The following is a 24,472-nucleotide window of genomic DNA, read 5'->3' as shown; positions in this document are numbered from 1 at the left end:
ATGGTTTCTTCTATGCTGGTCTATCCCAATCTGATTACCTTGCTGAGCAGTGACACGCCGACCTATCTGTTTGGTGTCATCCCGGTCATGCATGGCAGCTACGCTTCGTCGATTATCCCGGCTATGCTGGCGACCATCCTGCTCAAGTATGTCGAGATTCTGGTCGATAAGATCACGCCTGACTGGTCGAAAAACTTCTTAAAGCCTCTGCTGATTGTCATTATCACCGCACCCATCACGCTGTGCCTGCTCGCACCGCTCGGTTTGATGATTGGTAATGTGCTCCAGGTCGTCATCAACACCATTTATGGCTTTGCACCGTGGCTGGCAATGCTGCTGTTTGCGGGATTTATGCCGTTTATTGTCATGACCGGTATGCACTGGGCCTTTGTTCCGGCTTGCCTGATGTCTCTGGCAGACCCTGGTTTCGAGCTGATGCTGCTGCCTGCCATGCTGTGCAGCAACACCGCCCAGGCCGGTGCAACCTTCGGTGCAGCGTTTAAGACCAAGGATAAGGATATCAAGCAGATGGCATTCCCGGCAGCAATCTCGGCACTGCTGGCTGGCGTTACCGAGCCTGCCATGTATGGCGTTACCCTGCGCCTGAAAAAGCCCATGATCGGCGCTTGCATCGCAGGTGCGATCGGTGGTCTGATTGCAGGTTTTGTAAACCTCAAGGCATTCGCATTCGCAACTCCTTGCTTGACCGCAATTGTTCAGTTTATCTCTCCCGAGGGCGGCAGCAATTTCATGTTTGCTTGCATTATCTTTGCGGTTGTTCTGGTATTGTCGTTTGTTCTGGCCTTTATTCTGACTCCGGCAAATGCAGAGGAGGCATCTGATACGCCAGCAGCGCCTGAGACCACTCCCGCATCTGTACCGCTTTGTGATAAAATAGTAATTGAAGCACCCATCCCGGGTGAGGTCATTCCGCTGACCGAGGTGAAGGATCAGACCTTTGCCAGTGGTGTGCTGGGCGAGGGTTATGCCATTGTTCCGTCTGAAGGCAAGGTGTATGCACCCTTTGATGGCACCTGTGACAATCTGTTTGATACCCTGCACGCAATGGGTCTGGTATCCGACAGCGGCGTGGAGCTGCTCATTCATGTCGGTCTGGAGACGGTGAAACTCAACGGCGCACCGTTTACCGCACATATCAAGAGCGGAGATACGTTCAAGAAGGGCGATCTGCTGTTGGAGTTTGACATCCCGGCCATTCAGGCTGCGGGCTGTGAGATTCAGACACCGGTCATCGTAACCAATGCTGAGGATGTAGGAGACATTTCCATCCAGGGACGCAATATCGTAATAGGAGGATAATAATGGTACTTTCCAAGGATTTTCTGTGGGGTGGCGCGACGGCTGCCAATCAGTGTGAAGGCGCTTGGGATCGCGACGGCAAGGGCATATCGGTTTCGGATATCTGTACGGGCGGCAAGTTCGGCCAGAGCAAGCGCATCACGCCGGTACTCGAGCCGGATACCTTCTATCCGAGCCGTGAAGCCATCCAGCATTACGACCGTTTCCGTGAGGATATCGCACTGTTTGCCGAAATGGGCTTTAAATGCTATCGTTTTTCCATTGCATGGGCACGTATTTTTCCCAATGGCGATGAGGCTCAGCCCAACGAGGCTGGTCTGCGCCATTACGAGGAAGTCATTGACGAATGCCTCAAATACGGCATCGAGCCGCTCATCACCATTTCGCACTACGAAGTGCCGTTCGGCCTGACCAAAAAGTGCAATGCCTGGGTCAGCCGTGACATGATCGATTATTTCCTCAACTACTGCCGCGCAATTTTCACCCGTTATAAGGGCAAGGTTAAGTACTGGCTGACCTTCAATGAGATTAACAGTGCGTCCGCGCCTATGGGTGCGCTGCTCAATCAGGGTATTTTGAACGATCTTGAGCATCCGACCGAGTTCATGAACCAGCCGGATATCCCGCAGCAGCGTTATCAGGGGCTGCACCATATGTTCGTCGCAAGTGCACTCGCCGTGCAGATGGCGCACGAGATCGACCCCAATTACCGCGTGGGCAATATGATGATTTATTCGGCCAGCTATCCGCTGACCTGTGATCCCGATGACGTACTGGCTTGCCAACATTACAACCGTCTGTACAATTACTATTGCACCGACGTGCAGGCACGCGGCGCATACCCGGCGTTTGCTGCCCGTATGCTCGAGGAAATGGGCGTCAAGCTGGATGTTCAGCCCGGAGACGCAGAGATCCTCAAAAATGGCACGGTAGACTTTATCACCTTCTCGTATTACATGTCGTCGTGTCAGACTGCCAAGGATATTAAGGGCGGCGAGGGCAATATTCTGGGCGGCGTGCCCAATCCCAACCTGCCGTCTTCTGATTGGGGTTGGCAGATTGACCCCAAGGGTCTGCGCTATGCGCTCAATGACCTGTATGATCGCTACGGCCTGCCGCTGATGGTGGTAGAAAACGGTCTGGGCGCTAAGGATGTCATCGGGGCAGACGGTTCGATCAACGACGATTACCGCATCGACTATCTGCGCCAGCATATCGAGCAGATGAAGGAAGCGGTCAAGGACGGCGTCGATCTCATGGGCTACACGCCCTGGGGCTGCATCGATTTGGTCTCGGCTTCGACCGGTGAGTATGCAAAGCGCTATGGATTTATTTACGTCCGTCGTTATGATGATGGTACCGGAGACTTTGCGCGCCTGAAGAAAAAGTCGTTCTATTGGTATCAGAAGGTAATTAAGACCAACGGCGAGGATCTGGCCTGAGGTCGTGATAAGCTCGGTCGCGATTGGTATTGCAGAGGATTTGACATGCATACAAAAATCATTTTTTTGGACGTAGATGGCACGCTCGTGGATTATCAAGGGCGTCTGCCGGACTCGGCCCGACTTGCCGTACGCCAGGCGCGTGCAAATGGACACCGCGTATATATTTGTACCGGGCGCAGCCGTGCAGAAATCTATCCATTCCTGTGGGAGATCGGACTGGATGGTATGATCGGCGGTAACGGAAGTTATGTCGAGGATGCAGGAGAGGTTATTTTGCATCAGATGATGACAGCTGCGCAATGCCGCGCGGTGGTGGATTGGCTGCAGGCGCGTGGACTGCCGTTTTATCTGGAAAGCAACAGCGGTTTGTATGCGAGCGTGGATTTTGCGAGCGGGGCTGCAGATGCAGTGCGGGAGTACAGCTGCCGCAAGAATGGTGATGACGGAACAATGACCGTACAGCAGGCATTTCCGGACATGATTTATGATGGCGAATTGTATCGAGCGGATGTCAATAAAATCAGCTTTGTATTGCGGAGTATACAAGATTATGAAGATGCAGCGGCGGCGTTTCCTGATTTAAAAGCGGGAACTTGGGGTGGAAGCGGAGAACGTGCGCTGTTTGGTGATCTGGGCGTCAAGAATATCACCAAAGCCCATGCGATTGATACGCTGCTGAACCATCTGCACGCTGACCGGGCAGATACCATTGCCTTTGGCGATGCGAAAGTAGATATTCCGATGCTGAAATACTGCGCATACGGGGTCGCAATGGGCAATGGTGGCGATGAGATCCGTGAAATGGCGGATTTGGTCACAGATGATGTAGAGCAGGATGGCCTGCTGCATGCGTTTTGCCGGTTGGGGCTGATCTAACGTCAATGAAATTGCACTCCGTCTTGCTTAATTTCAAATGCAGAATTTATTCGGTCGAAGAGTATGAAATAGTAGGCGACGGAGTCGGAGATTATAAGCAGATTTTAGCTACGTACAAAGTATAGATTATCGTACTAGTCAAGGTCGATGAACATAAAAGAACCCTGGATTTTCCGCCATCGTGCTGATGATCGTGAAAACCAGGGTTTTGCTTGTTCAAGTAACGGTATCACAGCATAGCTGTAGTTTGAATCTGGGTATCCGGACTGGCTTTCAACCTGCTAAAGTTTGCTGTCGTTCCACGGTGCGCAATTGTGTGTCAAGACAAAAGAGTCAGTAAACCAAGAATGATGGTCGTAGTTATTTGCCGGTTTGTGCTGTGTGGCAAAGCAAGTGTGAACTATGATGGCATTGACCCTGCTGGATACTGGGAATTAGAGTTTATATGCAGGGAGCGGACACTTATAGATTTTGATACTGCTGTAGGTAATGCCAGCGACATTCGTAGAACGCTTGTTGTTTCCGGCGATGCTTAGATCAATACCAAAGAAGCACTTGTTGTTGCGCTTGCTGCAAAAAATTACCCGCGATATATAGCTGTAATTATGAATCATAGCCTGATGAAACGGGGCTGTAGACAAATCGTAACACAGCGGTTCGTCGTCATTATAATACGTGTCCCTGTACGAAATGACGCGTCAGCAGCGTTTACAGACATAAAATGATCATTCATAATTCGGTCCTCTTCTTAATTATTTTCTGCTAATGACATGGTGATATGATTGGGGGCTTGGGTAATGTAGATCTTGGCATCAACAGGCTGCTCACTCGGAATCACGACAACGTGTTTGTATTTGGGCTGTTCCTAAGCATGCTCAATGCGCTGTCGGTCGCCATCACAGGATAATCGGAAGATTTGCAAATAGTCCCGCTCGGGGACTTCCATGCTGTCGCGCATATACCACAGAAGCGTTTGCAGCCAAGCCGGAATGGTGGTCTGGATACCACGGGTGATGTAACGGGATTTTATTGGGATTAGCCCCTTATAGAAAAGTAAAAGCCGAAGGATTTTTCCTTCGGCTTTTATATTCGATTTGATTTGAGTGTTACTTTTATAATTGCTGTAGGCTATCTATGATTCGGATGATATGATAAAATCAAGTTATAATTTGAATGATACAAATTGATAGATAAATGTGATTTTTATGGGATTATTGTCAGGGAAAAGAGGATGCATATGCAGTTTGATTTACATGAAATCTGGGCAAAAACAGACCCATACCAATCCATTTTGACACACTCTATGCTCTCTGGTATTGTTGCACAGGTCATCGTTAGACACATGATTGCTCCGGGTACGTTACATAGATTATCGGGTGCATTATCCTGCAGTACAGAGAAAGCAATCAATTGGATCGGGTATCTCGTTTCCCTTCACGATATTGGAAAGATTGAAGGACAGTTTCAGTATCGTTGGCCTGCAATGAGAGAAAAGATGGATCAGCAGGGCTTAAAGCCTGATTTTCCCGATCCTGAACCCATTCGTCATGAAAAAACCACCTGTCGATGTTTGCGGGAGCGTATTTGGAGGGAAGTTCCAAACCGCAGCATGGCAAAGTTTTATGCGAATCTTTTAGAGGCACATCATCAAGGAAAATCGGGTAAGGAAGGTGAGCGCCAAAATCAGTTCTGGAATACTTTGCAGGAAGAGCTGGAATATCAGATGCGCATTCAATTTTTGCATTCGGAAACCGTGTGGCTGCCTGATCTGGATAAAAAAGATAGAGGCAGCGCAGGGGCCTTGCTGCTGGGAATTGTGATTCTATCTGATTGGATTGCCTCCAGCGATTATTTTGCACAAGCTGAAACTTGGTTTTGTCAACCGGATGCGCAGGAGCACGCAGTGCATCTTGCTAAGACGTTTTTGACAGTCAGTGGGTTAGAATCACAGCCTGCGGAATGGGAGCAAGAATTTCATCAGGTTTGGCCAAGTATTTCAAGAGAAGGACTGCGCGGTCTGCAAGCAGAAACCGAGATGCTTTTCAAGCAAGCACAGGAACGAATATCTGTTGTGCTGCTCGAAGCGCCTATGGGAGAGGGAAAGACGGAAGCCGGTGTTTATGCTGCCCTTCAGATGGCGCGGCAATGGGGAAAATACGGATTCTATGTTGGACTGCCCACCGCAGCAACATCCAATCAAATGGTTGGGCGTATGTGTACGTTCTTGCAGATGCATCATGCATCGGAACCAGTCAGGCTGCTGCATAGTATGGCGTGGCTGAGTGATGAGGGACAACCATCCTTTTGTCCGGACTTTGATACAGAAGAAGAACGCTATGCTTGGAGGTGGCTGCTCCCTGCGCGGAGAGGATTGCTGGGAACTTATGCTGTCGGAACGGTAGACCAAGCGATGATGTCAGTTCTTCTTGTGAAATATGGCGTTTTACGTTTATTCGGCTTAGCTGAAAAAGCGTTGATTATTGATGAGCTTCATTCTTATGACGTGTATATGAGTGAGATTCTGCACCGGTTATTGGAATGGTGCAAAGTGCTGGAGATACCGGTTGTTCTGTTGTCTGCAACACTTCCACCTGAGAAAAAGACGCAGATGCTATCTGCTTATACCGCTGAATCAATCCCTTCAAGCTATCCTGCCGTGACGGCCATTACAGAGTCAGGTAAAGTGCTGGTGCGCACGATTCATCACACGGAGAAGCAGCAAACCGTATCTGTTACGCTTTGTCCTATTCTGCATCAGGCAGAACAGATTGCCGCATATGCCAAAGAATTGGTACAGGATGGCGGCTGTCTGTGTATCTTACTGAATACTGTGCAGCAGGCTCAAGAAACTTTTCAAGCACTCAAATCCATAGGCTTCGATGGAGAGCTGCTTTTATTCCATGCGCGTTTTCCGGCAGAACAGCGCGACCAGATAGAGCAGCGCTGCATTAGACTCTTTGGAAAAGAGAAATCCATGAGACCCCAAAGTGCCATTCTGGTGGCTACACAGGTCGTCGAGCAGTCTCTGGATGTGGATTTCGATCTGATGATGACCGCGATTGCTCCGATAGACCTTGTGCTCCAACGGCTTGGCCGAATGTTTCGACATCAGGATACGCCTCGGCCGCCTCATATCACGGTTCCAAACCTTTATGTTTTGGTACCTGATCCATCGGAACCGTTTGGTGCCGATGGATTTGTCTATCCAACGTGCCTTTTACAACAAAGCATTCATCTTTTGGAGCAATATAGATCAATTCACATTCCGGAGGATCTGCCTGTTCTGGTAACACGAGGATATGACCCGCAAGCCGCACCGCCTGAAGAACTCGGCAGTTGGATGGAACACCTGATCGAAGATCAGGTGAAAGCTGCGGCGAGTGGAAACTATTTGATCCATGAACCTGGAAAAGGATATAGTCCGATCAAGGAATCTGAAAAAATTCAGTTTGACGATTTGGAAAGTAGCAGCTACCTCTCGGCTAAGACGCGATTGGGAGAACCTACTGTTCGGATTGTACTTTTGCCACCGGAGCGTTTTGAGTATTTCTGCAAAAAAGGTGAGAAACATGGTGGTCGGACTGTTCTGTCAGTGGTCAGCAAGGAAGAGGCACGAGAAATTCTAAAGTCCAGTGTCTCTGTGCGAGCCAAACTTCTGCATCCTGGAAATCCAGATGTGCTTTTCGGGAGGAGACTGCTGGAGGGTGTTCAGATTTATCCAGCTGTTATCGACAAAGACGGAAATATGCAGTATACTCAAATTAACGGCGTGGAAATTATAGTAAACAAAGAATTGGGTGTAACCTTTAAGGATGGTGATGTGAGTGAAAGCATCGTTTGACATCTTGACACAGCCATGGATTCCAGTTGTTGATAAAAACGGAATTACACAGGAAATTGGTCTGTTGGAAGCACTGGAACAGGCACATGCATACCAAAGTGTTCGGGATACTTCGCCAATGACAGAGTACAGTGTGTATCGGTTTCTGATTGTCTTTTTGATGGACATGCTCCGCCCGGAAGACGATGATGCACTGGATGGACTGCTGGCGGAAGGTCATTTTGACCCGGATGTGATCCGGGGATATATAACCGCATGCGAGCAAGAAGGTGTTCGTTTTGACCTGTTTGATCCGGAAAGACCGTTTCTTCAGACCACCTACCGAAAAGACTGGGACCGAGAGCCCAAATCGGTTACCGTTTTAGATTATTCCATTCCAAACGGAAACAATCACATTCATTTTGATCACAAGCGAGTGAGTACTGTTTATACGCCGGGCGAGGCGCTGCGGATGCTGTTTGCCGCGCAGATTTTCTGCACGGCTGCCGCACAAGGTTATCCCTCCAATGTCAATGGTGCACCGCCGTGGTTTACCCTAATCCAAGGGCGAAATCTCTTTGAAACTTTGGTCTTTGGCATGCTTGAAACCGATCGGATTGAGCTGCCGTTGGATTGTCCGCCTGTACTGTGGCGCAATTTTAATGAAGTGACGCCAAAGCAAAAGGTCGCTCGAACATCGTGGTTATTCGGCATGTATTTTCCGGCCCGGAGAATTCATCTCATCCCCAGCGAGGATGGTCATAGTGTCTTGGGTGTGTACTTCAGTCAGGGCATGAACTACGAAGTGACCGATGCATGGGAAGATCCGCATGTTACATATCGAATCACGCAAAAAGGACGCTTTAATTGGAAGCCTTCCGATGACGAAACAATCTGGCGTAATCTGACCGATTTGATTGATACAAAGGGCAAACGTGCACCGCAGATTGTAGCGCAATATGAAGATCTGGACACTTTTGATCGTCCTTTATCCCTTACCCTTTATGGGGTTCAGACCAATCAGGCTAACTATATAAAGGCGCAGCGGCACGATCTCCAGATCCCCAAGCAGTTACTGGGTAACGAAACTGCGCTGCGATTTATCACTGGATATATTGCGCAGGCTGAGCGATTGGGGCGAGCAATGTATAAATCTCTTACGCATGAAGAAATTGCAGAAGAAAGCCGGCTGCAAGCAGACAACGATATTATGCATTCTGTGAGCGGCTTTTGTGGAAGCAGTTTGATGCAATGGTGCAGTCTGGTTTTAATTACGAGAGCAGCTTCCATATTGCGGTCAGTACATTGTGCCAGGAAGCATCCAAAAGTGCTGATTGGATATTGGAGCAGCTGACATTGCGCGGTAAAACCATGCTGCAAGTCATGGACAATCAGCAAAAAATCCTTGGAAAAGAAATTGCGGCCATGAAAAAGGAGATGAAGCGATGACCAAAGCAGATTGGGACAGCTTTTTTCAGCGGTTGGATGCGCTGCCCAAGGGCGATCGGGTCGCGCTCAAACGAGCGGTCGGAACCATGCTGTATCAGGCGGATGGACGTACCGTGCGTATCTTTTACCAGTGTCTGCCTTATGCGGTTGCCACTTGGCAGGAGGATCGCATTTTTGCAGCAGCTTGTCTGCACTGCCTGTGGGATGCAGAAGCCAAGCGCCAGCCGATCGAGCAGATTTTTTACCAACTGGGACGAGATCAGGATATCTCAGAAAGTACAGGGCATCGTCTGGAAACCTTGCTCGATGTGTCATGGGATGAAGATGGCTTTATGCTGACCAAATTGGTTCGACTTATCCGATTGGCAAAATCCAAAGGCTATGCAGTCGATTGTCAGCAGCTGCTGGAAGATCTATTCTATTGGAATGGAGAAAAACAAAGTGTACAGCACAAATGGGCGCGGGCACTGTATCGGAAACCGGAAGATTCATCGGATGTGCAAGAAGGAGAATGATTTATGTTATACGAAATTCACATGCTGAAAAACTATCCGCCTGTCAATCTGAATCGGGATGAATCCGGTGCCCCCAAGTCCTGTATGTTTGCAGGGACTACCCGCGGTCGTGTATCCAGCCAATGCCTGAAACGAAGCTGGAGAACGTCATCCGTACTTTCTGAGGCGATTGGCGCAGAGCATTTGGGTATCCGAACCCGTAAACTCCCTCAGCTGGTTGCTGAAAGGCTGACCGAACTTGGTGTCAGTCAGGAGTACATTGACGCGGTATTTCAAAAAATCAGCGGATTTGGAAATAAAGAGGGGAAAGAGAATAAAGACGGCAGTTATACTGCACAGATCATTTTCTATGCACCGGAGGATATTCAGGCGGTTGCGGATGCAGTCCATGGTATGATCAAGGACTGCGCGTCTGTGAAAGAGGTAAAGGCATTGAAGGCCAAAGACCTGCAGGATGCCGTGAAGGGTGCGGATGTTCGTCCGATTACGTTGGATATGGCGCTGTTTGGCCGCATGGTTACTTCCAACGCATTCCGGGATGTCGAGGCCGCTATGCAGGTTGCGCACGCGATCTCAACTAATAAGCTGAACATGGAATCCGATTACTTTACGGCAATGGATGATCTTCTGAGCGGTGCGACCATGGAGGAAACCGGATCGGCTATGATTGGTGATACAGATTATAACGCATCCTGCTATTATCTGTACGCTTCGCTGGACACCGATATCTTGCGCGACAATCTGAAATATACAGAGGATGCTGATGCGCTGATTCGGACAGCGATTCCGGCTTTGATCCGCACAATGGCCCTGACCAACCCTTCGGGCAAACAGAACAGTTTTGCAGGAAATGTACTTCCCAGCGCGATCTTAATTGAGTGCAAGGAAGAAAAGGTACCAGTCAGCATGGTAAATGCCTTTGTGCGTCCGATCAAACCGGAGCCGGCGAACGATTATGATCTGGTCAAGGGCAGCACTCAGGCACTGGTGAATCAAGCCGATACCATCCAGAATAGCTTTGGTTTACATGTCAAGCAGCGGATGTGGTTTTGCCCTATGCATGCGTCCATCACACCGGCGTGTGAAACAACGGTGTGCAAGACACTGCCTGAACTGCTCGAACAGGTCGCCGACACGCTGGCGTGAGGCAGCTATGATGGAAAAAACATTACTTATTTTACGGCTGGAAGGCGCTTTACAGTCTTGGGGCGATCATTCCAAGTGGGATACACGCGACAGCGGAGATTTTCCGAGTAAATCGGGTATCGTAGGGCTGCTCTCCTGCGCATTAGGGCTCGAGCGGGAAAACCCGGAAATCGCCGAGCTGTCTGCAAACCTGCATATGGCAGTGCGAGCAGACCGTCCCGGTATCCGTATGTTGGATTTCCATACCGTGCGCGGCAATCCGCTGTATAATGCAGAGGGAAAGCCCCGGTCAAGCAATACGGTGGTTTCGCATCGCTGGTATTTGCAGGACGCCAGTTTTCTGGTGGTGCTGGATTTGCCTGAAATCTGGCAAGAGAGGGTTATCAAAGCGCTGCAGCATCCCGCGTGGCCGATTTATCTGGGACGTAAGAGTTGTGTTCCGTCTCGTCCGGTCTTGGAAGAAGCGACCACAGCTTATACTGATCTGATGGATGCGATTCGGCGCTATCCGGTATGTAAGCGAGATGGAGATGATACGGCACCACAATCGCTGTCCTATGAATGTGAGATTGCAGCAAGCGGAACGGCGAGCTATACCCGCTCGGATGAACGGATCTCCGGTGGACGCGACTTCGCGCTCCGTTCGGTATATCGCGGTGTAGTCACCATGGAGGTGCAAGATGTATCTGACAAAAATTGATTTGCTTCCTCATCACAGGGATATTCAGCGGCGCCTAGGCGACTGCCAACAGTTCCACCAGATGATAATGGGACTGTTTGAAAGCGATCGCAAGGACGCACAGGTGCTGTATCGCGTACGTCAAGACCGCAATGCTTTGGCAGTATATCTCTATTCCAGTCGCCCGGTGAACCGGGATCGCGTGCTTCCCGGGATGCACTTTTGCGGACAGCGTGATTTGACCCTGTGGTTGGAGTCGATGCAGCAAGGACAGGTCTGGCACTTTGATTTGTTGGCTTCTCCGACCAAAAAAGTAGCGCAGGATGGTCGGAAGAACAGCCAGCGGCGTATTCTTCGTACCTTAGACGAACGTATTGCATGGTTGGCTCGAAAAGGTGTACAAAATGGCTTTGAGCTGCTGAATTGTCAGGAACTGGAGGGTGGTCAGTTAACCGGTCGGCATACGCAGGAACGCGGCGGACGGATGTATTTGGATCAGTACCACTATCAGGGAACACTTCAGATTATCGATATCAGACAATTTCAAAAAGCGATTCAAGAAGGAATCGGTCCGGGAAAGTCTTATGGTTTGGGGATGCTATTACTCAATCCATGATACAAGACTATCTATTGGACTTTAGAATTTTTTCGGAATAAAGCTCGGTGAATCACAGTGAAAATCGATTGAAACTCAACTTGATTCCAGTGTAAACCCCACATGCGTGGGGATGAACCGGACACCATTGCAACGCTGGAAGCCAACAAGGGCGTAAACTCCACATGCGTGGGGATGAACCGGGGGTGCAGTGACGTGGTAGAGGTCGCTTTATGGTGAACCCCACATGTGTGGGGATGAACCGGAACCGCGCCTGCACTTTACGGACGAGGAACGGTAAACCCTACATACGTGGGGGATTCTAAAGGAGGTGGCTCAGAAAATGAAAAATCTACAGGAATTGCCAAAATTAAAAGATAGCATTAGTTACTTGTATGTAGAGCATGCAATCATTGAACAGAATGATGCAGCGATTATCGCAATACAGAAAAATGGACGGACACCCATTCCAATCGCTGCAATGACATGCCTGCTATTAGCTTCAGAGAACCCATGAAACAATCCGGATAACCTGTGGAAGGGGACAGGACTTTTGCCGAAACCTCGGCAAAACATGCAATCCGTCAGGTTTAAGTCCTGAGAAGTGCAGAAAAAGAAAAAGCACCGATTCAAACGAATCAGTGCTTTTTAATGGGTGCAGGGACAGGACTTGAACCTGCGACCTCCGGGTTATGAGCCCGACGAGCTACCAGCTGCTCTACCCTGCGATATCTGGTTTGTATCACACGCTCTCGTGTGGTGCTCCATTATAATATCACAGTCTCGGGCTGGTGTCAACACTTTTTTAGATTTCTTTAAAAATTTGATTCTCTCAGAAAACCATACTCCATAACTTGCTGAGGATTGGGCAGAGTAGGAAGGCAGGGAGCAGGTTTAAAACCGGAGTCTGCTTGATGCGCAGCAGGTTAAATCCAGCCATCATGGTGAGGATTCCGCCGAGGGCAGAAAAGTCGGCTGTCATATCGGCGGACATGAGGGGATAGATGACGCGAGCCAATAAGAAGAGCGTGAGCATGACGATAAACTGGGGGACTGCGATCACAGAGAGAAAGCGTCCCATGGTCGAGGCAAAGATGATGACGGTAAAGAAGTCCAGAATGGTCTTTGCGAGCAAAATGCTGCTGTTACCGGTCATACCCTCGGTCAGTGCACCGAATACGCCGGTGCCGCTGGCGCAGAATAGGAGCAGCAGGGTGGTAAAGCGTTCCATATAATCGGCGTCGCCGAGTTCAAAGTGCAGTTTTTTCTGCACGGTGCGGATACCGTTTTCGATCCGTGCACTTAAAAACAGCAGTTCACCGATGAGTAGACCCAAGATCATGGACAGGATGACTGGAGCAAGGTTGACCACCTTAGCGGCCAGAGAAATACCGATCAAGCAGGACGAAAAACCAAAGACGGTCGGAAGAGAGGTACGAATACGCTCGGGCAGGCTGGGGCCGATGGCGGCACCGACCACACCGCCTATTGCGACGGCAACAGAGTTTGCAATCACACCAACAGGTAACAAGAAAATCCCTCCAAATGTTATATCCTGTACCAGTATAGCACAACGTATCGTACAGAGTAAGTGTGAAAATTTACAGATTCTATGATATAATGAAGCATCCTTTGAAGATTCTTAGAAGATGGAGAGATTTTATGAGACCGATTGTATGTACAGGGGCAATGGATGCCGAGACATTATGGCTGATCGATGCATTGGAGAACGCCGAGCCGGTGACGCTTGGCTGCTGGAAGTGTGTGCAGGGAGAGCTGGATGGGTATCCGGTAGTGATTGTGCGCACCAATCAGGGCATGGCCAATGCGGCGGCTTCGACTGCGCTGGCAATCGAACGCTTTGCGCCGTGTGCGGTGCTCAATCAGGGTACGTCGGGCGGACACGCACCCGACCTGCACACGGGTGACATTGTCATCGGTGCGCAGGTCATCAACATGGGTGCGGTACGCACGCCCGAGCGGGCGCGTGGTGCGGGCATGGACCCGGTCTGCGGTGAGCCGCTCGGTTTGGAGATTGCCAACACGCAGCCGGGTGACGGAGAGAAAAAGACGGTCTTTGCAGCCGATGCGGACTTGGTACGCGCAGCGGCAGCGGTTTGCTGGACGGAAAGCACGGTCGTACAGGGCACGATCGGTTCGGGCGATGTGTGGAACAACGAGCTCGACCGCATCGCGTGGCTGCATGAAAACTGGGGTACCATGACCGAGGAGATGGAAGCGGCAGCTTCGGCGCAGATCTGTGCGGCTTACGGCGTACCCTTTCTGACCGTGCGCATCCTTTCCAACACCGCGGTGCACGGGGAGCCGTTCGACGAGCGCACAGGCGAAGCGTGTCAGAAGTTTGCGCGTGCGGTCATGCGAAATTACCGCACACTGACCGACTAAGCGTCGTTACATCAATATAATGGCGGCGATCGTAGTCGCGGCCAGACCGCAGACAACCGGGATGAGGTTCTTTTTGGCCAGATCGGCGGCTTTGATGCCGCAGATGGCAGCGACCGGGACACAGCCCCAGGGGATGATGGTGCCGCCGCCGACCCAGACGGTCGAGATCTGACCGAGTGCGGCGAGGGTTGCGACATCGACCGAGCCGGTCGCGGCGAAGGTCTGCGCGAGTGCGCCGCACAGCGGCAGGCCGGAGAAGCCCGAGCCGTCCAGACCGGTGATTGCACCGACGGCGGTTTCCAGAACGGCGATGGAAGCGTGAGAGAGCGGGACGTGTTCGGCCAGCCACAGGCCGATATCACTGAGCAGACCGCGTGCGTCAGGTCCCAGAACGGTCTGGGCAAAGCTCTCGCTGCCCAGGAAGAAGAAGCCTGCGATGACGATGACCGGGGCGAAAATCTTGATGGCGAAGATGAAGCCGTCGCGCAGGTGATCGGTGGCGATCTCGAGTGCATTTCTGACGCCGTGGTCGGCGATGGTGGTGACCGACATGAGAATAAGCGCAGTACCTGCGACCAGCGCGGTCGCGTCGCCGCCCGTGATGCCAAAACGCACCATCAAACCGACATCAAACAGCAGCGCTGCCGGAATGAGGACTGCGATGGTGATTGCCAGACGCGGGCGCTCGATGGTACGGCTGAAATCGTGCAGTTCGACGGTGGCAAGGCTGGGATTTTGCTTGAGATCGCGGTGCATGAGGAAGAATGCAACGGCAAAAGTGGTAATGCACATAACCGTCCACAGGGGCAGGCTGGCGCGCATGACCGTCACCGTGTCCACGCCGGCGGCCGTGGCGGTGATATCGGGCGCGCCTTGGATGAAGAAGTCGGACGACAGGCCGGCACCGTGGCCGAACAGGTTCATGGCAACCGCTGCCCAGATGGCAGGCAGACCGACACGGGAGGCGACGGGCAGCAGCAAAGCGCCGATGAGGGCGACCGCGGGACTGGGCCAGATGAGCCAGGATACGATGAGCATGGCAAGACCGATGGCCCAGAAGGCGGTGTTGCGCGTGCGGATGATGCGTCCAACCGGACGCATGAGCATTTGATCGGCGCCGACGGCAATCATGGCATGACTCATGGCAACGACCAGCGCGATGACCACGATGATGCTGAGCAGCTCGACACACGAGTGGATAATGGCATTATTGAGCGTCTGAACGGCGCCGATGAGACTGCCTTTGTAGAGATAGCCGATGATGAGGATGCCCAGCGCACAGGGCAGGACGATCTCTTTTTTGAGCAGGAGCGCGGCGAGCACGGCGACCGTGATGACGATATAGGCGATGTGCAGGGAAGTGAGCGTGACCAAGGGGGAGCCTCCTAACCGGACGCGCCCGGACACAGGCTGTCAGAGGGAAAATTTACAAACAGGAGTGCTTTTTGACGCGCCCTTATGATATAATGAAACAAATGCTAGGCGTTCCAGCCGGAAACGGAGAATCCTTATGTTTGCGATTACGACCGATAATAACAGTGATCTGCCGATGACCTATTTGAAGGAACATGACGTAGGTCTGATGAGTTTGAGTTATACCGTAGACGGGCAGACATACGATGCCCACCATCCCATGCCTGACGCGGACTTTTACGCACGCATGCGCGCGGGCGCGATGCCGACGACCGCGCAGGTCAACCCCGAGGAGGCACGCCGAGTGCTCGAGCAGGCGCTCGAGACGCACGACTGCGTGCTGCACATTGCATTCTCCTCTGGCCTGAGCGGCAGCTATCAGAGCGCACGCATTGCGGCGATGGAATTGCAGGAACAGTACCCGGACAAGCAGATCGCGGTCGTGGACTCGCTCGCCGCGTCGCTCGGACAGGGCTTGCTCGTGCATTTTGCCGTGCAGATGCGGGATGCCGGACAGAGCTTCCAGCAGACCGTCGACTGGTGCATGGAAAACCGTCCGCATATCGTCCACCTGTTCACGGTCGACGACCTGTTCCACCTGTACCGCGGCGGACGTGTGTCCAAGGCGACCGCGATCGTCGGTTCCATGCTCAACATGAAGCCGGTGCTGCACGTCGATGACGAGGGCAAGCTGGTTGCAGTCGGCAAGATGCGCGGCAGAAAGCGTGCGCTCGACGATCTGGTCAAGCGCATGGGCGAGCAAATCGGTGACTACGAGAACAAGACCTTTTTCATCTCGCATGGCGACTGTCTGGCCGATGCCGAGTACGTGCGCGATCAGGTGAAGGAGAAGTTCGGCATCCCCGATTGTCTCATCAACTTTGTCGGCCCGTCCATCGGTGCCCACTCAGGCCCTGGTACCGTTGCCTTGTTTTTCCTGGGCAAGCAGCGGTGAGTGCGCTTTACCTTTGGGCGCACGTCTGATATAATAGGAACACATGAAGCACCAAAGGAGGTTGAAAATTCATGTTCAAGAGATTACTCGCGGCGCTGTGCGCCGTTGCGCTGTGCGCGGCCATGGTTGGCTGCGGCAAGACCGACACCCCCAATGACCAGACCACTCAGGAGGAGCAGCAGGCCGAGACCAAGACGGTCACGCTGTACCTGCCCGACGAACAGGCTGAGTCGGTTGTACCGACCGAGACCGAAATCAAGGTCAGCGGTGAGGACGAGGCAGCTGACCTCATGGCTGCACTGGTGGAGCAGGGCGTACTGCCCGCAGAGGTTGCGGTCAACTCGCTGACCAAGGACGATAACAACAATCTGACGCTTGACGTCAACGCGGCATTTGCCGAGGCACTGTCGGGCAGCGGTACGGCAGGGGAGACCATGGTCATTGCATCGGTCGCAGATACCTTCCTCGCGTACTACGGTGCGGCAAGCCTGCTCATCACGGTAGACGGCGGCACGCTGGAAACCGGTCATGCACTCTACGACGAGCCGTTCACCCGGATCTTCGACGCGGCGCCTGCGGCGTGATCGGAGCAAACAAGACAAACATAAGCGCTGGACGCATTTGTCCGGCGCTTTTTTTCTCCCGTTTCCGGCAGGAGAGGGGGAAACTTCCTGACTTTGTGTCATGCTATGCGCGCAGGGCACGGTTGGTGTCAGCGCAAAAAAAGCACCGCGGCTTTAAACCGCGGTGCCCATGAAGAAGTGATCAGTTTATGATGTTTTCGGTGTGTGTGCTTATGCGTTTGCCTTCCACAGACCGTGCAGGTTGCAGTAAGCGTAAGCTGCGATGACCTTGTCGCCGTCAGCCAAGGCAAAGACAGCCTCGGGAGCGTCGCCCGGGTTGAGGTTCTTGCGCTGAACGCCGTTCTCGGTGTGCAGAGCGATGAAGCCGATGAAGTGCTTTTCCTCCATGGGATGCGCAACAGAGCCGACCGATACCTTAACCTGGTTGCCCTCGATGGACAGAACGGGCAGATGCTTCTCGCCAGCGCCCTCGCTCATTGCGGGGTCGAGCAGCTGCATCTTCTCGCCGCAGCAGATAACCGGTACCTTATGATCGACAACCTTCTCTACAACATTACCACAGTGCTTGCACAGATAGAAATTCAGTTCCATGATGATTACTCCTTTACTCAAAAGAATCGTTTGTTATACATGAGATCCCGCCGTGCGGGAGGTGTTTGTTTATCGTTTACGAGAATAGTATACATTCGTATAACGTAAAAGTCAACCCCTAGTTTGGTCAAATAAAAAGGAATTTTTTTGTGCACATTGACAGACGTGGATACAAATGAACCGAAAAGGGGAAGTTGTGCTGTATATTGTGCTAGTGCGTCAAAGTGCGAAAGGAAAAACTAATCACTCACAAAAAGACAAAAAATACACAAAACGGTCACATTTTGGCGCGTAAAGTAATTGTGAAAATTCTGGAAACTTGTGGTAAATGCCTTGACAATGGACCGAAAAGAGCGTAAGATAAAACCATATTAGGAAACCAGAATGGTTTCGGGCAAAGACAAGTACATAGCAAGCAATATGGGCACTTCCTGCCCGCCGGACTATTGAAAGTGAGGGGAAAACGTATGACTCCGACCACGACTTCGTCCAATGAACGCTACATCAGAGAACAGATTGACATTATGACCGGCTTGCTTGCGCAAATGACCGATCACTATGCGATCGCACGTATCCGCATCCAGTTATGGCACCTGGAAACCGAACTGCACAGCCATCCCGCCCATCCGTTCAGCTAAATTTATCTTGTAACCAAAAGAGCACGTTTATACGTGCTTTTTTATTGCAAAAAATACAGAATGGTTGACATTTTTTTGAGATTCTATGGACTTTTTTTGATCTTTCATGGATATATCTGGTATGACCATTGATTTTTTTCCTCTTTTTGTGCTATATTATAAATGCCGTCCGGTCTGGCCTGAGGTGAAGGGGGCGTTGGCCGACGGTGCGTAAAACTTTACTCGTGCGCATTTCACTGAGCACAAATCAATTTCTTGTAAAGGGGATATCCAGATGCCTAAGAAAAAGATGCTGGAAGCCGTTGAGTTGTATCTGAAGAGCGAATTTCAGACGACTCCGGCCGAGGCTACGCCTGACCAGCTCCACACCGCAGTCTCCCGCTCCCTGATGGCGGGCATTGCCGACCGTTGGCATGCAAGTGCGGAGAAGCATCAGAACACCCGCCACGCATACTACTTCTCGGCGGAGTTCCTGATGGGACGTATGATTTATAATAATCTGCTCTGCCTGGGCATGACCGAGGAGATCGGTCAGCTGCTCGAAAAGAATGGCGCGTCTCTCGACGCCTTTGAAGAGGTCGAGGACTGTGCACTGGGCAACGGTGGCCTTGGCCGCCTGGCTGCCTGCTTCCTGGACTCTGCCGCAACCTTAAACCTTCCGCTCGACGGTTACGGCATCCGCTATAAGTACGGTCTGTTCAAGCAGAAGATCGAAGGCGGCTTCCAGAAGGAAGAAGCTGACGATTGGACCCGCTACGGTGACCCGTGGAGCCTGCGCCGTGAGGACGAGGCTGTCCGCGTAGAGTTCGCTGACCAGACCATCGTCGCAGTACCCTATGATATGCCGATCATCGGCTATAACACTTCCAACATCGGCACCCTGCGCCTGTGGCAGGCAGAGCCGGTACAGGCGTTTGACTTCAACCTGTTCAACGCCCAGCAGTACGACGCAGCAGTTGCAGAGCGCAACCGCGCAGAGGACATTTCCCGCGTTCTGTACCCCAACGACTCCACCGATGACGGTAAGATCCTGCGCCTCAAGCAGCAGTACTTCTTCTGCTCCGCATCCCTGCAGGACATCATCCGCAAGTATAAGAAGACCTATGGCAATGACTTCTCGCACTTCGCAGAGATGAATGCCATCCAGCTCAACGATACCCACCCGGTTATCTCGATTCCTGAGCTGATTCGCCTGCTGACCGACGGCGAGGGCCTGTCCTTCGACTACGCACTCGATATCTGCAAGCAGGTATTCTCCTACACCAACCACACCATTCTCGCAGAGGCACTCGAGAAGTGGAGCCAGCACCTGATGGAGCGCACCATTCCGCGTGTCTTCCACATCATCGTTATGCTCGATCAGTACCTGGGCGGCGAGCTGCACCAGAAGGGCATCACCGGTGACAAGGAATACTCCATGCACATCCTGCAGCACGGCACCGTGCACATGGCTTATATGGCTATCTACTGCTCGCGCTACATCAACGGCGTTGCGCAGCTGCACACCGAGATCCTGAAGAACGACGTTCTGCGTGACTGGTACCAGATTTATCCCGAGAAATTCCAGAACAAGACCAACGGCATCACCCAGCGCCGCTGGCTGGCTCTGTGCAACCCCGAGCTGTCCGACCTGCTCACCCGTCTGCTGGGCAACGAGAGCTGGAAGACCGACCTGTCTCAGCTCAAGCAGCTGGAGAAGTACGTCGAGGACGAGAAGGTCATGCAGGAGCTGTGCGAGATCAAGCTGCATAGCCATCAGAAGCTGGCCGAGTTCGTACAGAAGAAGGACGGCATCACCATCGACCCGAATACCTGCTTCGACGTACAGATCAAGCGTCTGCACGAGTACAAGCGCCAGTTCCTCAACATTCTGGCCATCCTCGAGCTGTACTACGAGATCGCTGAGGGCAGCCTGACCGACTTTACCCCGACTACCTTCATCTTCGGTGCAAAGTCCGCTCCGGGTTACGCACGTGCAAAGGGCATCATCAAGCTCATCAACGAGGTTGCAGCGCTCATCGACCGCGACGATCGCGTACGCGGCAAGATCAAGGTTGCATTCCTGTCCAACTACAATGTCTCCTACGCTGAGAAGATCATCGCAGCTGCCGACGTCTCCGAGCAGATTTCGACCGCTGGTAAGGAGGCATCCGGTACCGGTAACATGAAGCTCATGGCAAACGGTGCGGTTACGCTGGGTACCCTGGACGGCGCAAACATCGAGATCGTCGAGGAAGCCGGCAGCATCAACGAGTATATTTTCGGCGCAACCGTCGACGAAATCCGTTCGGTACAGGAGCACTACAACCCCAACGGCATGTACCACAACGACTACAAGATCAAGCGCGTTCTGGACGCTCTGGTCAACGGTACGCTCAACGACGGCGGTTCGGGTATCTTCCGCGAGCTGCATGACTCGATCGTATACGGCGCAAGCTGGCATCGTCCCGACCAGTACTTCCTCCTGCTCGACTTCGAGCGTTACCTCGAGGCCAAGAAGCAGGTCGCAAGAGACTACAAGGATCAGCTGGTCTTCGCAAAGAAGCGTTGGATGAACATTTGCAACAGCGGCAAGTTCTCGTCCGACCGTACCATCCGTGAGTATGCTAAGGATATCTGGCATATCGAGGAAGTATAAGAGATACGCAAGCAATGAAAAATCCCGACTGTCTAACAGACAGTCGGGATTTTTTTCGTTTACGGAGAAAACCCGCCCGCAGGCGACGAGCGGGTCCGGGTCTGCGACCCGGCGCGATCCAGCCGCGCAGGATGGCCGGACTCCGCAGAGTCCGGAATTCTCTTTGATTCCCGGTGTTCGCCCCGGGAATCAACTCAATTATCGTTCTTTTTATTGTTTCGCCTTCTTCGCCTGAATGAACCCGTCCAGCAGCTCTACCGTCGCATCCACGCCCAGCGCAAAGCTGTTGACCGTCAGATCGTACTTTTCGGCCTCGCCCCACACTTCTCCGGTGTAGAACTCGTGGAAGTGCCGACGTGCTTCGTCGGTCTTGTGGATATACCGCCGCGCTTCGCGCTCACTCATATCCTGCGTGCGCATGATGCGCTGTACACGTTGTTCCAGTTCACCGTGAATAAACAGCGTGGTCAGATCGTCGCGGTCACGCAGCGCGTAGTTGCCGCAATGGCCCAGCAGAACAAAATCTTCGCGCTCGGCAATCTGATGCATGAGCGTAAAGGGAACCCGTCCCATACCGCGCGCATTGTTCTCAACCGCAATGGAGAACAGCAGGCTGTTGACCGGCTTCTCGGCCAGAAATGCCCGCATTTCCTCGGCACAGCCCGCACGGGTGGCTTCCTCGAGCAGCGCGTCTGCATCATAGCAGCGCACACCCAGACGATCTGCCAGTTTCTGCGCAATCTCCAAACCACCGCTGCCGCAGCTGCGTCCAATCGTGATGACCATAAAATCAACCTCCCATATCCGTCAGATCAGGTTTGCGAAAATCGACGAGGCCGCAACCGTAATCAGTCCGGCAACCGCGATGGCAAGACTGCTCATCGCACCCTCGACTTCGCCCATCTCCAGCGCACGTGCTGTGCCGATGGCATGCGAGGCAGAACCAATCGCGATGCCCTTGGCTACAGGGTCGGTGATGCGGAACAGTTTGCATACGGTCTCGGCGATGATATTACCAATAACACCAGTAATAATGATGACCGACACGGTAATGGTCACGATACCGCCGAGCTCTTCCGACACACCCATACCGATGGCGGTGGTGATGGACTTAGGCAGCAGGGTGACGTAATATTCATGTCCCAGTCCGAACAGCAGACACAGGCCAAAGACCGAACCGATGCTGGCCAGCACACCGGCGATGATGCCGATGAGGATGGCCTTGACGTTGCGCACGAGCAGGGAAAGCTGCTCGTAGAGCGGGATGGCCAGACAGACGGTTGCAGGTGTGAGCAGATAACTCAGGTACTGCGCACCGGCGTTATAGCTCTTGTAATCGATGTGCAGCAGGAGCAGAACGCCGATGGTCACAATAATGGAAATCAGAAGGGGGTTACAGATGGGGGACTGGGTCTTTTTCTTGATGAACAGTCCCAGTTCATAGCTTAAAATACTGACCATGACCCCGAAAAAGGTCGCATTTGACAGGATATCGTGCATTATTTAGGCTTCCTTTCGCGGCGGATGACAGTCTGGGTCACCAGACCGGAGACTGCCATAACAAAGATGGTCGTGACGACCGTGATGACCGAAACCGGCAGCAGAACGGCCTGCAAGGACGGCCAGCTGTCAAGCAGACCGACCGCAGCCGGGACGAACAGCACCGGCATGATCTCAATGAGGAACTTTCCTGCGTCCTGCACGGCTTCGAGCGGCAGAATGCCGGTGATGAGCAGCACGAGCATGAGCAAAAGTCCGTAAATGCTGACCGGGATGGGCAGGGGCAGCAGTCCCTTGAGCACCTCGCCGGCAAAGGTGATGGCAAGAATGATGCCGAATTGTCGGATCAGTTTCATATCGTTCTCCTTTCCGCCTGCCAGCGCGCGATTTCGGTATCAATAATATCGTAATGCCGTGTGATCGCTGCACAGCCCGCGTCCACGCGCCGCTGTTCCAGATATTCAATCATGCGGCGGTGGGTGTCGAGCGTCTGGTGCAGAAGATCCTGCGCACCGCGCGTCAGAAATTGTGTAATCAGGTGACCAATGACATCGGACAGGGCGTCGGACACAATGCGCATGAGCGGGTCGCCGCCAAGATCGATGATCGCGTCGTGGAAGGCTTCGTCTTTTTCTGCGCTGCGCGTGCGCTCCAGCTCTTCCTGAATACGCCACAGACCCTGTACCTGTTCGGGGGTGCTGGTCTGGATGGCGATGCGGTAGGATTGCAGCTCGATGGCGCGGCGCATGCGATTGATGGACTGGTAATCAATTTCCCCCAAAAGCAGCATAAAATGCAGCGATTGCGCCAAATATTGTCCCATGTGGTTGGACAGATAATTGCCCGAACCCTGTCTGCTCTCCAGCACACCCATGCTCTCGAGCAGACGCAGACCGTCGCGTACCGTGCCCCGGCTGACGCCGAGATCCTGAGACAGTGCGCGCTCGGTGGGCAGGCGATCGCCCGGACGCAGCTGTCCCTGTTCGATCAGCCGTCGGACGTAGGTGCATACGTCCTGATAGCGGTCTTCCTCCATGCAGTGTTCCTCCTTTGTCTGTAATATGCGCGGCGGTTGTATCGATCAGATTGGTTTAACCAATTTCTGTTCTGTTTCATTATACCCCCGTTTTCGAACGCGTCAAGAAAAAATGTCGCGGAAACAGGTGAAAACAGAAGATTTTGTGAAAATTGTAAGAGGGTTTTATAAAAAAACACGCCCGGAGGGTGATCCGGACGTGCTTTTTGTGTGCGAAATACGGAAAATTTGTTAAACAGCGTGTACAGGCAGGCGCAGACGGCCCGCAATGGCACCTGCGACCGGCAGGAAAAATTGCAGGCCGGGACCGTACAAAGTCAGGGCGATGACCGTGCCGATGCCCAGCGTACCGCCCAGCACAAAGCCGACGACAATGCACAGACCGTCGCACAGCATGCGTGCCCAGCGCAGCTGCAAGCCATGTACTTTTTGGTGCAGGATGACCGGGATGAGGTCGTTTGCACACGCGCCGGCATCCGAGCGCACCGAGATGCCGACCCCGATCGAGACGATCAGACAGCCCAGAATAATGAGCAGAACGGTGAGCGCGAGTGGGCGATGGACGGGCAGAATCCGACCAAAGAGGAAAGCGTAAAAGTCCACGATCGGCCCCAGACAAAACATACAGAAGATGGTACCAATGTGGATGTGTTCGCGGGCACAGAGGAAGATTGCAACCAGACAGATGAGCATAATGAGTGTGCTCAATTGACCGTAACTCAGGCCGGACTGCCGGGAAATACCCTGCACCAGAATCATGAACGGGTCGGCACCGACACCCAGCGCGACAAACAGCTGACTGCCGCACTCGGTGACGCATACGCCCAGAAGCAGCATGAGAAGACGGCGAACCACAAGCGGAAGGC

The 24,472-nt window shown here is 52.5% G+C and carries 25 protein-coding genes and 1 tRNA gene; 16 read left to right on the top strand and 10 right to left on the bottom strand.

Going from position 1 to position 24,472, the window contains the following annotated elements; translation table 11 throughout:
• From B5D52_RS09040 to B5D52_RS16355, 4 genes are all read left to right on the top strand, one after another.
• The coding region (locus tag B5D52_RS09040; protein WP_078689183.1) for a glucose PTS transporter subunit IIA at nt 1-1,320 on the top strand (1,320 nt) is incomplete at its 5' end.
• A 2-nt stretch (nt 1,321-1,322) separates the two neighbouring features.
• Nucleotides 1,323-2,762, top strand: a complete 1,440-nt coding sequence (locus tag B5D52_RS09035) for a glycoside hydrolase family 1 protein (protein WP_016147013.1) — start codon at nt 1,323-1,325, stop codon at nt 2,760-2,762.
• Between the two features lie 45 nt (nt 2,763-2,807).
• Nucleotides 2,808-3,641: a Cof-type HAD-IIB family hydrolase gene (locus tag B5D52_RS09030; protein ID WP_016148420.1), complete on the top strand. Its 834-nt coding sequence runs from the start codon at nt 2,808-2,810 to the stop codon at nt 3,639-3,641.
• Nucleotides 3,642-3,988: 347 nt separating this feature from the next.
• Nucleotides 3,989-4,177, top strand: coding sequence for a hypothetical protein (locus B5D52_RS16355; protein WP_207637501.1), 189 nt, complete (start codon nt 3,989-3,991; stop codon nt 4,175-4,177).
• 329 nt (nt 4,178-4,506) lie between these two features.
• Here B5D52_RS16355 and B5D52_RS16520 read toward each other — a convergent pair whose 3' ends face one another.
• On the bottom strand, nt 4,507-4,656 hold the full coding sequence (locus B5D52_RS16520) for a DUF960 family protein (protein WP_275532128.1): 150 nt from the start codon (nt 4,654-4,656) through the stop codon (nt 4,507-4,509).
• A gap of 222 nt (nt 4,657-4,878) precedes the next feature.
• Here B5D52_RS16520 and B5D52_RS09020 point away from each other — a divergent pair, with 222 nt between their 5' ends.
• The 7 genes from B5D52_RS09020 to B5D52_RS16115 all read left to right on the top strand — a co-directional run bounded on the left by B5D52_RS09020 (nt 4,879) and on the right by B5D52_RS16115 (nt 12,362).
• Nucleotides 4,879-7,482, top strand: a complete 2,604-nt coding sequence (locus tag B5D52_RS09020) for a CRISPR-associated helicase/endonuclease Cas3 (protein ID WP_016148418.1) — start codon at nt 4,879-4,881, stop codon at nt 7,480-7,482.
• Nucleotides 7,466-8,815 (top strand): type I-E CRISPR-associated protein Cse1/CasA, encoded by a 1,350-nt coding sequence (gene casA / locus B5D52_RS09015; protein ID WP_016148417.1) that lies wholly within the window; start codon nt 7,466-7,468, stop codon nt 8,813-8,815. The genes B5D52_RS09020 and casA overlap by 17 nt, the downstream gene beginning before the upstream one ends.
• 91 nt (nt 8,816-8,906) lie before the next feature.
• Nucleotides 8,907-9,425 carry a type I-E CRISPR-associated protein Cse2/CasB gene (gene casB / locus B5D52_RS09010; RefSeq protein WP_016148416.1) on the top strand — a complete coding sequence of 173 codons (519 nt, stop codon included), beginning with the start codon at nt 8,907-8,909 and terminating at the stop codon, nt 9,423-9,425.
• Between the two features lie 3 nt (nt 9,426-9,428).
• Entirely contained in the window at nt 9,429-10,571 is a 1,143-nt protein-coding gene (gene cas7e / locus B5D52_RS09005) for a type I-E CRISPR-associated protein Cas7/Cse4/CasC (protein ID WP_016148415.1), read from the top strand.
• A 7-nt stretch (nt 10,572-10,578) separates the two neighbouring features.
• Nucleotides 10,579-11,271, top strand: a complete 693-nt coding sequence (gene cas5e / locus B5D52_RS09000; RefSeq protein ID WP_016148414.1) for a type I-E CRISPR-associated protein Cas5/CasD — start codon at nt 10,579-10,581, stop codon at nt 11,269-11,271.
• Nucleotides 11,252-11,866, top strand: a complete 615-nt coding sequence (cas6e, locus tag B5D52_RS08995; protein ID WP_016148413.1) for a type I-E CRISPR-associated protein Cas6/Cse3/CasE — start codon at nt 11,252-11,254, stop codon at nt 11,864-11,866. Before cas5e ends, cas6e begins: the two co-directional genes overlap by 20 nt.
• A 322-nt stretch (nt 11,867-12,188) precedes the next feature.
• Complete coding sequence (locus tag B5D52_RS16115; protein WP_016148412.1) at nt 12,189-12,362, top strand: hypothetical protein; 174 nt, start codon at nt 12,189-12,191, stop codon at nt 12,360-12,362.
• A gap of 135 nt (nt 12,363-12,497) precedes the next feature.
• On the opposite strand, the gene B5D52_RS08990 is transcribed toward B5D52_RS16115, so the two are convergent.
• Nucleotides 12,498-12,573 (bottom strand) — tRNA-Met (locus tag B5D52_RS08990).
• Nucleotides 12,574-12,677: 104 nt separating this feature from the next.
• Entirely contained in the window at nt 12,678-13,376 is a 699-nt protein-coding gene (locus B5D52_RS08985; RefSeq protein ID WP_016148411.1) for a DUF554 domain-containing protein, read from the bottom strand.
• Nucleotides 13,377-13,507: 131 nt separating this feature from the next.
• Here B5D52_RS08985 and B5D52_RS08980 point away from each other — a divergent pair, with 131 nt between their 5' ends.
• On the top strand, nt 13,508-14,251 hold the full coding sequence (locus B5D52_RS08980) for a 5'-methylthioadenosine/S-adenosylhomocysteine nucleosidase (protein WP_016148410.1): 744 nt from the start codon (nt 13,508-13,510) through the stop codon (nt 14,249-14,251).
• A 6-nt stretch (nt 14,252-14,257) separates the two neighbouring features.
• Here the strand turns inward: B5D52_RS08980 and B5D52_RS08975 are convergent, their stop codons facing one another.
• Nucleotides 14,258-15,625 carry a hypothetical protein gene (locus B5D52_RS08975; RefSeq protein ID WP_016148409.1) on the bottom strand — a complete coding sequence of 456 codons (1,368 nt, stop codon included), beginning with the start codon at nt 15,623-15,625 and terminating at the stop codon, nt 14,258-14,260.
• Between the two features lie 136 nt (nt 15,626-15,761).
• Between B5D52_RS08975 and B5D52_RS08970 the strand changes: the two genes are divergently transcribed.
• Together B5D52_RS08970 and B5D52_RS08965 are read left to right on the top strand one after the other, a co-directional pair.
• A complete protein-coding gene (locus B5D52_RS08970; RefSeq protein ID WP_016148408.1) occupies nt 15,762-16,619 on the top strand; it encodes a DegV family protein in 858 nt (285 codons plus the stop codon).
• Between the two features lie 71 nt (nt 16,620-16,690).
• Nucleotides 16,691-17,203 carry a GerMN domain-containing protein gene (locus B5D52_RS08965; protein ID WP_016148407.1) on the top strand — a complete coding sequence of 171 codons (513 nt, stop codon included), beginning with the start codon at nt 16,691-16,693 and terminating at the stop codon, nt 17,201-17,203.
• A gap of 210 nt (nt 17,204-17,413) precedes the next feature.
• On the opposite strand, the gene B5D52_RS08960 is transcribed toward B5D52_RS08965, so the two are convergent.
• Nucleotides 17,414-17,794, bottom strand: a complete 381-nt coding sequence (locus B5D52_RS08960; protein WP_016148406.1) for a desulfoferrodoxin family protein — start codon at nt 17,792-17,794, stop codon at nt 17,414-17,416.
• Between the two features lie 467 nt (nt 17,795-18,261).
• Between B5D52_RS08960 and B5D52_RS16110 the strand changes: the two genes are divergently transcribed.
• Nucleotides 18,262-18,432, top strand: a complete 171-nt coding sequence (locus B5D52_RS16110) for a hypothetical protein (RefSeq protein ID WP_016148405.1) — start codon at nt 18,262-18,264, stop codon at nt 18,430-18,432.
• Between the two features lie 274 nt (nt 18,433-18,706).
• Nucleotides 18,707-21,070 (top strand): glycogen/starch/alpha-glucan phosphorylase, encoded by a 2,364-nt coding sequence (locus B5D52_RS08955; RefSeq protein ID WP_016148404.1) that lies wholly within the window; start codon nt 18,707-18,709, stop codon nt 21,068-21,070.
• Nucleotides 21,071-21,280: 210 nt separating this feature from the next.
• Here the strand turns inward: B5D52_RS08955 and B5D52_RS08950 are convergent, their stop codons facing one another.
• The 5 genes from B5D52_RS08950 to B5D52_RS08930 all read right to left on the bottom strand — a co-directional run bounded on the left by B5D52_RS08950 (nt 21,281) and on the right by B5D52_RS08930 (nt 24,461).
• Nucleotides 21,281-21,856: a cytidylate kinase-like family protein gene (locus tag B5D52_RS08950; RefSeq protein ID WP_016148403.1), complete on the bottom strand. Its 576-nt coding sequence runs from the start codon at nt 21,854-21,856 to the stop codon at nt 21,281-21,283.
• 21 nt (nt 21,857-21,877) lie between these two features.
• Nucleotides 21,878-22,570 carry an LrgB family protein gene (locus B5D52_RS08945; RefSeq protein WP_016148402.1) on the bottom strand — a complete coding sequence of 231 codons (693 nt, stop codon included), beginning with the start codon at nt 22,568-22,570 and terminating at the stop codon, nt 21,878-21,880.
• Nucleotides 22,570-22,926, bottom strand: coding sequence for a CidA/LrgA family protein (locus B5D52_RS08940; RefSeq protein ID WP_016148401.1), 357 nt, complete (start codon nt 22,924-22,926; stop codon nt 22,570-22,572). The genes B5D52_RS08945 and B5D52_RS08940 overlap by 1 nt, the downstream gene beginning before the upstream one ends.
• On the bottom strand, nt 22,923-23,606 hold the full coding sequence (locus tag B5D52_RS08935) for a FadR/GntR family transcriptional regulator (protein WP_016148400.1): 684 nt from the start codon (nt 23,604-23,606) through the stop codon (nt 22,923-22,925). Before B5D52_RS08935 ends, B5D52_RS08940 begins: the two co-directional genes overlap by 4 nt.
• 231 nt (nt 23,607-23,837) lie before the next feature.
• Nucleotides 23,838-24,461 carry a YczE/YyaS/YitT family protein gene (locus tag B5D52_RS08930; protein ID WP_147535126.1) on the bottom strand — a complete coding sequence of 208 codons (624 nt, stop codon included), beginning with the start codon at nt 24,459-24,461 and terminating at the stop codon, nt 23,838-23,840.
• Nucleotides 24,462-24,472: the final 11 nt, after the last annotated feature.

Origin of the sequence: Butyricicoccus pullicaecorum DSM 23266 (genome assembly GCF_900167005.1) — a bacterium.
Classification (GTDB): Bacteria; Bacillota; Clostridia; order Oscillospirales; family Butyricicoccaceae; genus Butyricicoccus; species Butyricicoccus pullicaecorum.
This window is presented reverse-complemented; position numbering and strand designations above follow the sequence as displayed.

Coding starts and splice junctions, on each gene's coding strand:
- B5D52_RS08945 (WP_016148402.1), bottom strand. CDS start 22,570: ATGCACGATATCCTGTCAAATGCGACCTTTTTCGGGGTCATGGTCAGT.
- B5D52_RS08970 (WP_016148408.1), top strand. CDS start 15,762: ATGTTTGCGATTACGACCGATAATAACAGTGATCTGCCGATGACCTAT.
- cas7e (WP_016148415.1), top strand. CDS start 9,429: ATGTTATACGAAATTCACATGCTGAAAAACTATCCGCCTGTCAATCTG.
- B5D52_RS08950 (WP_016148403.1), bottom strand. CDS start 21,856: ATGGTCATCACGATTGGACGCAGCTGCGGCAGCGGTGGTTTGGAGATT.
- B5D52_RS09035 (WP_016147013.1), top strand. CDS start 1,323: ATGGTACTTTCCAAGGATTTTCTGTGGGGTGGCGCGACGGCTGCCAAT.
- B5D52_RS09030 (WP_016148420.1), top strand. CDS start 2,808: ATGCATACAAAAATCATTTTTTTGGACGTAGATGGCACGCTCGTGGAT.
- B5D52_RS08960 (WP_016148406.1), bottom strand. CDS start 17,794: ATGGAACTGAATTTCTATCTGTGCAAGCACTGTGGTAATGTTGTAGAG.
- B5D52_RS16115 (WP_016148412.1), top strand. CDS start 12,189: ATGAAAAATCTACAGGAATTGCCAAAATTAAAAGATAGCATTAGTTAC.
- cas5e (WP_016148414.1), top strand. CDS start 10,579: ATGATGGAAAAAACATTACTTATTTTACGGCTGGAAGGCGCTTTACAG.
- B5D52_RS09020 (WP_016148418.1), top strand. CDS start 4,879: ATGCAGTTTGATTTACATGAAATCTGGGCAAAAACAGACCCATACCAA.
- cas6e (WP_016148413.1), top strand. CDS start 11,252: ATGTATCTGACAAAAATTGATTTGCTTCCTCATCACAGGGATATTCAG.
- B5D52_RS16110 (WP_016148405.1), top strand. CDS start 18,262: ATGACTCCGACCACGACTTCGTCCAATGAACGCTACATCAGAGAACAG.
- casB (WP_016148416.1), top strand. CDS start 8,907: ATGACCAAAGCAGATTGGGACAGCTTTTTTCAGCGGTTGGATGCGCTG.
- B5D52_RS08955 (WP_016148404.1), top strand. CDS start 18,707: ATGCCTAAGAAAAAGATGCTGGAAGCCGTTGAGTTGTATCTGAAGAGC.
- B5D52_RS08965 (WP_016148407.1), top strand. CDS start 16,691: ATGTTCAAGAGATTACTCGCGGCGCTGTGCGCCGTTGCGCTGTGCGCG.
- B5D52_RS16355 (WP_207637501.1), top strand. CDS start 3,989: ATGATGGTCGTAGTTATTTGCCGGTTTGTGCTGTGTGGCAAAGCAAGT.
- B5D52_RS08940 (WP_016148401.1), bottom strand. CDS start 22,926: ATGAAACTGATCCGACAATTCGGCATCATTCTTGCCATCACCTTTGCC.
- B5D52_RS08935 (WP_016148400.1), bottom strand. CDS start 23,606: ATGGAGGAAGACCGCTATCAGGACGTATGCACCTACGTCCGACGGCTG.
- B5D52_RS08980 (WP_016148410.1), top strand. CDS start 13,508: ATGAGACCGATTGTATGTACAGGGGCAATGGATGCCGAGACATTATGG.